General features: G+C 57.1%; 12 protein-coding genes and 1 tRNA gene. 4 read left to right on the forward strand and 9 right to left on the reverse strand.

Going from position 1 to position 10,517, the window contains the following annotated elements:
* Positions 1-208 precede the first annotated feature (208 nt).
* From LKE08_RS18555 to LKE08_RS18570, 4 genes are all read right to left on the reverse strand, one after another.
* Positions 209-1,633, reverse strand: coding sequence for a cation:proton antiporter (locus LKE08_RS18555; RefSeq protein WP_324705740.1), 1,425 nt, complete (start codon positions 1,631-1,633; stop codon positions 209-211).
* A 184-nt stretch (positions 1,634-1,817) separates the two neighbouring features.
* Positions 1,818-2,627, reverse strand: a complete 810-nt coding sequence (locus tag LKE08_RS18560) for a carbon-nitrogen hydrolase family protein (RefSeq protein ID WP_324705741.1) — start codon at positions 2,625-2,627, stop codon at positions 1,818-1,820.
* Positions 2,628-2,868: 241 nt separating this feature from the next.
* Entirely contained in the window at positions 2,869-2,985 is a 117-nt protein-coding gene (psaJ, locus tag LKE08_RS18565; protein ID WP_324705742.1) for a photosystem I reaction center subunit IX, read from the reverse strand.
* 164 nt (positions 2,986-3,149) lie between these two features.
* Entirely contained in the window at positions 3,150-3,638 is a 489-nt protein-coding gene (locus LKE08_RS18570) for a Photosystem I reaction center subunit III (RefSeq protein ID WP_324705743.1), read from the reverse strand.
* A gap of 359 nt (positions 3,639-3,997) precedes the next feature.
* On the opposite strand from LKE08_RS18570, the gene tsaD reads away from it, so the two are divergent.
* Positions 3,998-5,035 carry a tRNA (adenosine(37)-N6)-threonylcarbamoyltransferase complex transferase subunit TsaD gene (gene tsaD / locus LKE08_RS18575; protein ID WP_324705744.1) on the forward strand — a complete coding sequence of 346 codons (1,038 nt, stop codon included), beginning with the start codon at positions 3,998-4,000 and terminating at the stop codon, positions 5,033-5,035.
* Positions 5,036-5,307: 272 nt separating this feature from the next.
* Here the strand turns inward: tsaD and LKE08_RS18580 are convergent, their stop codons facing one another.
* The 3 genes from LKE08_RS18580 to LKE08_RS18590 form a co-directional block, all read right to left on the reverse strand.
* The gene (locus tag LKE08_RS18580; protein WP_324705745.1) at positions 5,308-5,676 is read right to left on the reverse strand and encodes an endonuclease domain-containing protein; all 369 of its coding nucleotides are present in this window, start codon (positions 5,674-5,676) and stop codon (positions 5,308-5,310) included.
* Positions 5,677-5,931: 255 nt separating this feature from the next.
* Positions 5,932-6,093 (reverse strand): hypothetical protein, encoded by a 162-nt coding sequence (locus LKE08_RS18585; RefSeq protein WP_324705746.1) that lies wholly within the window; start codon positions 6,091-6,093, stop codon positions 5,932-5,934.
* A 255-nt stretch (positions 6,094-6,348) separates the two neighbouring features.
* Positions 6,349-7,188 (reverse strand): M10 family metallopeptidase C-terminal domain-containing protein, encoded by an 840-nt coding sequence (locus LKE08_RS18590; RefSeq protein ID WP_324705747.1) that lies wholly within the window; start codon positions 7,186-7,188, stop codon positions 6,349-6,351.
* Positions 7,189-7,321: 133 nt separating this feature from the next.
* On the opposite strand from LKE08_RS18590, the gene LKE08_RS18595 reads away from it, so the two are divergent.
* Positions 7,322-7,813 carry a GNAT family N-acetyltransferase gene (locus LKE08_RS18595; RefSeq protein WP_324705748.1) on the forward strand — a complete coding sequence of 164 codons (492 nt, stop codon included), beginning with the start codon at positions 7,322-7,324 and terminating at the stop codon, positions 7,811-7,813.
* Here LKE08_RS18595 and LKE08_RS18600 read toward each other — a convergent pair.
* Together LKE08_RS18600 and LKE08_RS18605 are read right to left on the reverse strand one after the other, a co-directional pair.
* Complete coding sequence (locus LKE08_RS18600; protein ID WP_324705749.1) at positions 7,801-8,652, reverse strand: alpha/beta hydrolase; 852 nt, start codon at positions 8,650-8,652, stop codon at positions 7,801-7,803. The genes LKE08_RS18595 and LKE08_RS18600 overlap by 13 nt on opposite strands.
* Positions 8,653-8,892: 240 nt before the next feature.
* On the reverse strand, positions 8,893-9,618 hold the full coding sequence (locus LKE08_RS18605; RefSeq protein WP_324705750.1) for a hypothetical protein: 726 nt from the start codon (positions 9,616-9,618) through the stop codon (positions 8,893-8,895).
* A gap of 73 nt (positions 9,619-9,691) precedes the next feature.
* Here LKE08_RS18605 and LKE08_RS18610 point away from each other — a divergent pair, with 73 nt between their 5' ends.
* The gene (locus LKE08_RS18610; RefSeq protein WP_324705751.1) at positions 9,692-10,240 is read left to right on the forward strand and encodes a GNAT family N-acetyltransferase; all 549 of its coding nucleotides are present in this window, start codon (positions 9,692-9,694) and stop codon (positions 10,238-10,240) included.
* Positions 10,241-10,392: 152 nt separating this feature from the next.
* Positions 10,393-10,466, forward strand: a tRNA-Pro gene (locus LKE08_RS18615).
* The last annotated feature ends 51 nt before the right edge of the window (positions 10,467-10,517 follow it).

The following is a 10,517-nucleotide window of genomic DNA, read 5'->3' on the forward strand; positions in this document are numbered from 1 at the left end:
CCAGTTAAGGCTTAAGCTGGTCAGCTACCTGAAGGGGAGGGCACGAAGCCCCCGTGCTTCAGCCGGGGGTGCTGACTCGTGCCGAGCCACATTCGCACTGCATCCGTCATTGTATCCGACCCGACCCCCACCGGAAAAGAAAAAAAGCCCGGTATTATCGAACCGGGCGGCCAACAGAACTTCAGAATCCTTTAAACATTGGCGGACTTCACGCCGGGGTATCCGGTTCCGCCGCTTCGGGTTCCTCGTCCCGAAACACGACCCGCAGCAGCGGCGGCGCCAAAAAGGTGGTGAGAATCACCATCAAAATGATCGCCACGTCCAGGGAAGGGGACAGGGCGCCGCTCTCCGAACCGACGGAGGCGAAGACCAGACCGACCTCGCCCCGGGGAATCATCCCCACGCCGATCGCGACCCGGTTGATATTCTCCACCCCGAACACGCTGAAGCCGGAGATCAATTTCCCGAGAATCGCCACCACGATCAGAAACGACGCGATCACCAGTCCGGCCCGGTTTTCCGGAACGGCGGGATTGAGGACCGACAAATTAGTTTTCGTCCCCACCGTCACGAAAAAGATCGGCACCAGCACGTCAGAAATGGGCTTGGTGAGCTCTTCGAGCTCCTTGCCCGGTTCCGTCTCGTCGAGGACCAAACCCGCCGCGAACGCCCCCAGAATTGCCTCCAGGCCGATCGCCGCCGCGACGTAGGCCAACAGCAGGGCCAAGATAAACGCCGGAATCACGATCCGGCCCCGAGTTTGGAACTGTTCGGCCAGGGCCACGAACGTATCGTTAAAGAAGCGTCCCAGCAGGATCGCCCCCACCAGGAACACGCTGGCACTAATAATCAGAAAGATGATATTGGTGACATCCACCTCGCCGGTTTTAGCCAAACTCGCCACCACCGCCAGCACGATGATCCCCAGGACGTCATCCATCACCGCCGCCCCGAGGATGATCTGACCTTCTTTGGAGGACAGGCGGCCGATTTCCGCCAGGACTCGGGACGTGATCCCGATACTCGTTGCCGTCAGGGCGGCGCCGGCAAAGATGGCCGGGATGGGGGCAACGTGAAAGACCGCGATCAGTCCGACGGTGCCCGCCACAAAGGGCGCCACCACCCCCACGATCGCCACCACCAGGGACTGAACCCCCACTTCCAGAAGTTGGCGGATGTTCGATTCCAAGCCAATTTCAAACAGCAGGACAATCACGCCCAATTCCGCCAAAATGGAGACGACCTCGCTCTGCACCTCGAACGTCGGTTCCGCAACGCTCGGGTCCAAACCCGCCGTCGCCGACAAAACCAGCATGATCAGGGAGTTGTCGGCATTGCCCCCCGTCTCCGGAAACACCACCAGGTTGAAGGCCGAGACGCCGATGACCACACCGCCGACCAGTTCCCCCAGAACCGGCGGAAATCCCAACCAGTTGAAGAATTCCCCGCCGACTTTGCTGGCGGTGTAGATGGCGACCAGACTCAGGAGGACCGCCAACAGCACCATCGTCCCGTCCGCTTCGGCGGCTTCGGCGGCTTTCTCGGCCACGGTTGCCAACACGGAAGGGAATTGCACTCCCCACGATAAAAAGATATCAGCCGGAACCATCATCCCGGCAAGTGATTGAACCATCCATTCCCCACAACTCATCCTGTCTACTTTATCGAAAAGTGCGATCGACACGGCGGGGGAAGATTGGATTTTAGATTTTAGATTTTAGATTTTAGATTTCCCTTTGGGGCGGAAGTATGGGAGTCAGAAATCAGGAGTGAGAAATTTCACCCTACACCCTACACCCTACACCCTACACCCCAATTCAAAACACCCGGTGTTTCAGGGAGGGCATCTGGCGGCGGACCTGTTGTAGGCGGGAGGGTTCGATATCCGCGATCGCCACCCCCGGCTTATCTCCCGCGTCGGCCAAAACCATGCCCCAGGGGTCGATAATCATCGCGTGGCCGTGGGTGTGGCGGCGTCCGTAGTGACATCCCGTCTGGGCCGGGGCGATGATGTAGCAGGTATTTTCGATCGCCCGGGCCTTCAGCAACACTTCCCAATGGTCCTTCCCGGTGTAGGCGGTGAAGGCGGCGGGGACAAATAAAACCTCCGCCCCCTGTTTGGATAAATGGCGGTACAACTCGGGAAACCGCACGTCGTAGCACACCGACAGGCCCAACTGCCCGAACTCTTCCGAGGCGTAAATAGGGGGAAATACCGTCCCGGCCCTCACCGTGGTGGACTCGCAGTAAGTGTTGCCGTCGGGCAGGTCCACGTCAAATAAATGGACTTTCTCGTATCGGGCCAACTCCCGGCCGTTGGGATCGACCAACAGGGCTGTATTGCAAACCTTTCCATCTCCCTTCGGAACCGGAAACCCGCCGCCCAAAAGCGTTACTTGATATCGTTGGGCCGTGGTTTTCAAAAATTTTTCCGTCTCCCGGGCGATTTCTTCGCCTTGGGCGAGTTTATCTTCCTCTTCGCCCATAAATGAAAAATTCTCGGGCAAACCGATCAGGTCGGCCCCCTGATGGATGGCCAGTTCGATCAGGTCGCCCGCTTCCGCCAGATTTTTGTGCAAATCCGGCAGGCTGGTCATTTGGATGGCGGCGGCAGTGTAAGATTTCATCAATTCGGAAACGGTGGCGTGATGTGAGGGGTGTCGGGTTCAATTTGGGCAACCGCGGCGGGGGTTCGGCGATCGCCAAATCCCCAGATCTCAAGCATCGCGGGCGGTTGATTCGTGCTGATATCTGAAAGCTGAGAACTATCGCGACACGAAGTCGGGCCGACCGACTCGCCCGACCCGTCGAGATGGGTCGAGTTCGGCGATCGTTCCGACTCCGCGCCAATTTGCGATCGCCTAATCCCTAGAGGGGATGGAAGAGGAGATCGGGGAAAAAGCGGTTAAATTCGATCAGAATTCCGGCGGTGATGACCAGCCAGATCGCCGCCAAAACCGGGGCGCTAGACAAATATCTTTGCATGAATTGAGTCTCCTAATTGAAGTCAGAAACATCGGATCGGATGTCGGGGAAAGTTCCCCAAAAATCGACCGGAAAAAAGGTTGGAAACAGGTCTGCGAGATTCGCAACATTTCCCGAGGAGTTCGAGGTTGACTCCTCCATTCCCGGTGCGTGCACCTCCGCAATTAGCGGGGGGAAACGGTAATTTCGTCGTCTTTGGCAAACATTTCGCCCGTGGTCATTTCCTTGAGCGCCGCCAAAGGCCAGAGGAAGCCGCCGAGCATCAGTTGGACGGCTTTGGGAACGTCGATGATGATTTCTTTGTCGGTGGGTTTCTTGTCGGTTTGGGCGTACTGGAGATAGGAACGGCCGACCCAACCGATCCATCCGGCGATGTACAGGAACAGGATGCTGGGGATCAGGAAATCACCCGCGTGGGACAGGCTGCCGTCCACGATCAGGTGGGGCAGACCGTCGCTGCCGCAGAGTTCTTGGGAATAGCGATCGAATCGAGCCTGGGCCTGTTCCGGATTGGCGCTTTGGGACACGGACAGTTTAGCCCGCTGCTGAAATGCCGCAGATTCGGAGCAAGGGGTCAGGTTGTAGGCCGATGCCGCAGCAGTTCCGCCAAACCAGAGGCCGAGGGCGAGAACGAGAGCTAACAATCGTCGCATAGAATTGTTTCCTTTTGTTACAAAACAATAAGTTTTTTGTACAATCCGTTGGGATTAAGGACTTGGGAGCCATCTGACTCTGTTGACACTCCCTGCCCTAAAGGGACGGGGATTCTTGCTTCATCGGGAGCTGGAGTTTTACGACTTCCGGGTCGTAGCCTAGCCCTCCACAAGCTTTCACGGTCTGCCCAACCGCGAGTTGTTTTGAATGCACTTTACCGTTTTGGGTACTCTAGCACCAAATCGCCCTCAAAGGCTTGCCCTGAGCAAAGTCGAAGGGGCGAGGCTTCAGACCCAATTTTTGGTAAAGTTTAAGCTACTCAGGTGTAGCCCAACCTATCAATAGAATTTATCAGCCAATGGCAACGGTTTTAGCAATTGAAACAAGTTGTGACGAAACTGGCGCGGCAATTGTAAAGAATCGTAACGTTTGCAGCAATGTCGTCGCCTCCCAAATCGCCGTCCACCGCCCCTATGGGGGGGTGGTGCCGGAAGTGGCCTCGCGCCAACACCTGGAAACCCTGAACCCGCTGATCGATCGCGCCCTGGAAGAGGCGGGATTGGGCTGGCCCAATATTGACGCGATCGCGGCAACCTGCGCCCCGGGGTTGGTGGGGGCGCTGCTGGTGGGCCTGACGGCCGCGAAAAGTTTGGCGATCGTCCACAACAAACCGTTTTTGGGTGTCCACCACCTGGAAGGCCACATTTACGCCTCCTACCTCAGCGAACCGGACTTGCACCCCCCCTTCCTCTGCCTGCTGGTTTCCGGGGGCCACACCAGCCTGATCCGGGTTCTGGACTGCGGCCAATACGAAACCCTCGGCCGGACCCGGGACGACGCGGCGGGGGAGGCCTTCGACAAGGTGGCCCGCCTGTTGAATCTGGGCTATCCCGGCGGCCCGGTCATCGATCGCCTCGCCAAAGACGGAGATCCCCAGGCCTTCCCCCTCCCCGAGGGCCGCATCTCTCTACCCGGCGGCGGCTTCCACCCCTACGACTCCAGCTTCAGCGGCTTGAAGACAGCCGTTTTGCGCCTGGTGGACAAATTGAACCAAAATGGCGCGGAACTGCCCCTAGCGGACCTGGCAGCCAGCTTTCAGGACACGGTTGCCCGGGGGTTAACCAAGCGTGCGATCGCCTGCGCCCGAGATTGCGGCTTGGACACCATCGCCGTGGGGGGAGGGGTGGCCGCGAACAGTCGCCTCCGCCATCTATTGCAGGAAGCTGCCGCCGAACACAATTTGCGCGTCTTGTTTCCGCCGATGAAATACTGTACCGACAACGCGGCGATGATCGCCTGTGCCGCCGCCGAACATTTCGATCGCCGTCACGTTTCGCCCCTGACCCTGGGCGCCCATTCCCGGATGGCGATCGGCGATGTGATGGAATTGTATTGATAGTGGAGGCTTGAGATACTCGCCCTCACCCCCAACCCCTCTCCCAATTCTGGGCGAGGGGAGCCCGTTCTCCAGTTCCCCCCTATCTCCCCCCTTACAAAGGGGGGTTGGGGGGGATGGGGGCTAGGGGGGCGCGAACGCTCGGGCCCTCACCCCCAGCCCCTCTCCCAATCCTGGGCGAGGGGAGCCCATTTTCCGGTTCCCCCCAGAATTGGGAGCCCATTTTCCGGTTCCCCCCAGAATTGGGGGGGCTAGGGGGGCTTGAGACACTTTCACTTCGATGCAGCTTCGACAATACGAGAAAGAACTGCTGGCAAATTATTCAAAACTTCTTGGTTGCTAAACCTCAACACTTGATAACCGAACACTTCGAGTTGCTCTGTCCGAGCTTCATCATAATCTTTTTGCTGAGTATGAATTTCTCCATCCACTTCGATCGCCAACTTGCATGACGCACAGTAAAAGTCAACAATGAAGCGTCCGATCGGATGCTGGCAACGAAATTTCAGTCCGGCTAATTGACGACGACGCAGGGCTTGCCATAATTTCGCTTCGGCTGGTGTCAACTGTTTTCGCAGGTCACGAGCCGCTTGTTCAATTTCCCGAGTCGTACCCCGAATTCTAGAAGTATTTTTTGCCATGAATTGAGTGGGTTTACACTTAATTCCAAAGTATCCTATTTTCATTCTTTTATCTCAGATATTCTCGCCCTCACCCCCAGCCCCTCTCCCAATTCTGGGCGAGGGGAGCCCGTTCTCCAGTTCCCCCCTATCTCCCCCCTTACTCCCCCCTTTCAAAGGGGGGCTGGGGGGGATGGGGGTTGGGGGGGATGGGGGCTAGGGGTGCGCGAGCGCTCTGGAAGGCGATCGCGCACCCGTTCCCCCAACTGTCCCACCTCACCCCGCAACACGCCGGACAGGTTGACGGATTCCGCTTTCAAACGCTGGAACGTAGGTAGCATCAAACACTTCTTTTGTCAAGCTTTCGCTGACCGTTTCGCAGGCTTTTTTTCCCATCAAAACCGCGATCGCCGCCAGACCCCATTCGATCGGTTCCATTTCCGTTTTCTCCTGATTTAACCGGATTTTCTCCAGCATAGCCAAAAAAATCCGGTCTGTCACCCGTTTCTGAGCTTCTTGAATTACATCCTATAGCAATTGGAAATTATGGGCTCATTTTCTCGCCCCCAAACCCCCAATTCTGGGGGCTTTTATAAAATGGAAGTTTGCCGATTATTTCACACTGACACAGTTCAACTGCTGTCTTATTTACCATCTCCCAGAATTGGATAAGCGGCAGTTGGCGAGGATTTCTCACCTGATCGCACCCCAGATATCGTCAACTCCAATATTGTCAAAAAAGCCCAAAGCCGCCCCATTCACTCGATTTAAAATCAGAGTTCCGGGCGTTCTTCCGAGGGTGAAAGCGGTCGCGTCGATCGAATTAATTTCCAAGCCGCCGGACAGACGGATTCGGTCTTCTCCGACGATCAGATCGGGGATGCGATCGGCCGCTGCGGGGTCGGGATTTGTCGCAGTTGCAGATAGAATAAATACATCCGCACCCGCACCGCCGATCAAAGTATCCGAACCGCGATCGCCGCTCAAAATATCGTCGCCATCTCCCCCGTCGAGAATGTCGTGATCTCGACCGCCGAAAAGATTGTCATTTCCCCCGCCTCCGGAAATGCGATCGCTCCCCTGCAAACCCAGCAAAGTATCATCTCCGCTACCGCCAATTAAAGGGTCGTCGGCCGACGTTCCGATCGCTTCAATTGCAGCATCATTTCCCGAATCGGAAGAAGAGTGATCGCCGGGATATTGAACGAATGGAAATAGGGAATATTCCGTTTCTCCCAGCCCGGTGATTTCCCCCGTGGCGAGATCCACTTCAAAGGGTTCGTAGTCGGAAATGCCGACATCGGAGGGGCGATCGCCCGTGGGGGGGATCGCCTCCAGGGTGATGCCGCCGCCCGGGGCCGTCAGGGGGGTGACGTCCAAACCGTCGCGATCGAAAAATACCTCCCCCGTGACCGGATTGGCCAAAATGGGAGGAACCCCAATTCCCCCCGTCACCTGGGCGCGACTCGGCGGGTTGAGTCCGCCGATATTGACGGCGGCCCTGCCACCATCGTTGACGAATAAAACGGACATGGGTTCAAACTTGCCTTGAGGACTTTCTTTCAACTCTATATAAACTAAAATGTTCGATTGATTGAATTGGATGTGGCCTCGGATGGGTAGAAGCTGCCAATCAACCGCGTGGGGGGAATTTGAGAGAGAGTCGATGAACATTCGCGATGCACTGGAAACCGATTTGCCCGAAATTGTCGCCATCTACAATGCCGCCGTTCCCGGACGAATGGCGACGGCGGATTTAGAACCGATTTCGGTGGAGAGTCGTCTGACGTGGTACAAAGAATGTCAGTCTACCCGAAAGCCCTTGTGGGTGGTGGAAGAAGACGATCGCATCGTCGGGTGGTTGAGCTTTCAGACCTTCAAAAAACGCGCCGCCTACTCGGCCACGGCCGAATTGAGCATTTACATCCACACGGACTACCAGGGCCGGGGCATCGGCAAAAAACTCCTCGCAGAGGCGATCGGCCGGGGTCCGGATCTCGGTTGCGAAACCCTGCTGGCGTTAATTTTCGCCCACAATGACCCCAGCCTGAAACTGTTCGAGAGCTTCGGGTTCGAGCGCTGGGGGCACCTGCCCCGGGTGGCGGAACTCGACGGGGTGAAGCGGGATCTGGCGATCCTGGGGCTTCACTTGTGCTGACCGACGATTTTCGTCAGGCTCGCGGCGACCAAATCGGGATATTCGACCATCGCCAGGTGTCCGCAGTCGGGGAGTTCGATCACGTTTTCCTGTCCGTTCTGAAACAGTTCGTGGAAGCTGGCCAGGTGGCGGACGTAGCGGGGTTCCATGACCCGATCGCACGTTCCCGCCAAAAAATAAACGGGCTGTTGGAGTCGGGCGACCACCTGGGGGAGTCGGTGCACTTCGGCCTCCGTGGTGGAGTCCAGCAGGGCACCCAGGGCCGCTTCTGGGTGGGCGACCACAAAATCGACCAATCGCTGGCGGGCCCACTTTCGGGCGACGGGACGGGCCACCTGCGCCCGGGTAAAGAGCAGATCGAGGAGGGGGAGGTGGCACAGCCAGCGGGGGCGGAAGCGGACGATTTGTTCCCCGGCGGCCCGGAACCGTTCAAACTCTTCTTTCAGGTAAATGCCGCCGCCCGCATTGACGCAGATGACCCCCCGGACGCGATCGCCGAGTTTGTCCGCGGCCAGGAGTGCGATCGTCCCCCCCAGAGAATGCCCCACCAACCAGGCGCTCGAAATATTCAACCGGTCCAGCAACGTCCCCAGATCCTGGGCGTAAGATGCCGGAGTGTAGTCACAGCGGTGTAACTGGCCCCCAACCAACTGAGAATCGCCAAATCCCCGCAGGTCATAGCACAAGCACTGATACTGAGGCGCCAGGCGATCGATAACAGGTTGCCAGTAGCGACGACTCAAAAGCCAACCATGAACAAAAACGAGGACGTGGGGAGATTCCGTCGGGGCCGTCAGCTCGTAGACGTGCCTGACGTCCTGGATGTCAATCGTTCCCATACCTCCTATCCTACCCCGAATGGGGTACATCGGAAGGAGGAGAGGGGGCGGAGGGGGCGGAGGGGGCGGAGGAGGCGGAGGAAGCAAGTGATATCAGATCCAGTTTTTGAACCCTACAAACTCCCCAATCATCTAAAGATGATTTTCGCTTGTAGGGGCGCAAGGCTTGCGCCCTCGGGAATTGATTCCCAAGCGGTCTGGATGTTCCCCCCGCTCCCTGGAGCCCCCCCGCCCCAATTCTCAAAACCGCTCTCCCATCAACCGCTGTCGGATGCCTTCGGCGATTTTTTGGCCCAAATACTCCGGGATCAAACTCTCGTTCGGGCCGAGGAGGTAGAGAATCAGCCGCGTCCGGCCCCGCCACACCAGCAAGTTGGCGTTGACGACCAGCAGATCCTCCTGCCAGATCGCGTACATGACTTTGTAGAATAGACCGGGCTGGTTGTCCGCTTCGATCAACAGGGCGGGCAAGTGGAACACCGGATCGACGTAAAATTCGGTGGCCACATCCTCCAACCCCGCGTCCAGGTTGAACTCGACAGCCAACATCTCCTCCACCTCGAAATGGCCAGCCAAAGCCTCTCGCACGGCCCGACACACGTTGTCCGCCGTCTTGTCGGCCAGCGCCTTGCCCCCCCGAGACACCACCAGCTTGATAAAGACCAGCATCGGGGGGTAGATTTGCCCGTAGAGGCTGAGATTGTGGATGGTGAGTCCGTAGGCGGCCAGGACGCCGAAAATATCGCTCAACAGAAAGGACTGGTTGCGGTAGGCGAAGTGCAGGGCACTGCGACTCCCCTCGGGTTTGACCTCGATCACCGCCTGGGTCGTTTTGTAGATCTGGTAGGCCAATTTGAGATTTTGCAACTGGATCTCGCTGCTGACAAATTGCTCATAGAACTGTGGAAACGCTCGGTTGAAGCGCTTCAGCAAGTCCAGTGTCGATGATTTTAAACCCGGAGCCATAATTGAGGGGAAGGTACGGGAGATATACTATCTAGTACAGTCATTCAACGTCTACTACCTTAACCACGCCTGCATGGGATTTTGGAAAAACTTCTTTAGCGGTTCAGATTCTACCTCAATGTCCAAGACGGCGGAATATGAGGAATATGCTGTCGAGGGCAAGTCTTCTTCGTCCCAGGCCACCCGCAAATCAACCGGTCGGAATTCTCGCATTTTTTTCAGTACGGACCGGGACATCGACTTGTATGAGTTGGAAGAACTCTGTAACGCCGTGGGTTGGTCCCGCCGCCCCCTCCGAAAAGTCAAAAAGGCCATTCAGCACAGCTTTCTCGTCGTTTCCATGTGGCAAATGCGGGGAAACCAGCGACGCCTGATCGGATTTGCGCGGGCAACTTCCGATCACGCCTTCAACGCCACCCTATGGGATGTGGTGGTCCACCCGGATTTCCAGAGCAAGGGTTTGGGCAAAGCTCTGATGCGGTTCATCATCAAAAAGCTTCGCAGCGATGATATCAGTAATATCACCTTGTTCGCCGATCCCCACGTCGTCGATTTTTATCGAAACCTGGGATTTATCCCGGACCCGGAAGGCATCAAGGGAATGTTCTGGTATCCAGACTAGCCCATTTCTGTCTCGGACGGCAGGAATGAACTCGAAAGGCCCTGAGGCGATCGCTCCCCGGGAACTGCTCCCACTGGGCGTCTGAGATCAATTGTGCAATTTTTTCGCGGATCGGTGTGGGTTGGGGTATACTGAAAAGCGAAAGGACAAGCCGGGATGTAGCGCAGCTTGGTAGCGCGCCTGCTTTGGGAGCAGGATGCCGCAGGTTCAAATCCTGTCATCCCGATTGATATCAAACCCCGATTCTGTCGGACTTGGGACGGCTTCCTGAAGCTGA

Origin of the sequence: Lyngbya sp. CCY1209 (assembly GCF_035615495.1) — a bacterium.
Classification (GTDB): domain Bacteria; phylum Cyanobacteriota; class Cyanobacteriia; order Cyanobacteriales; family Microcoleaceae; genus Limnospira.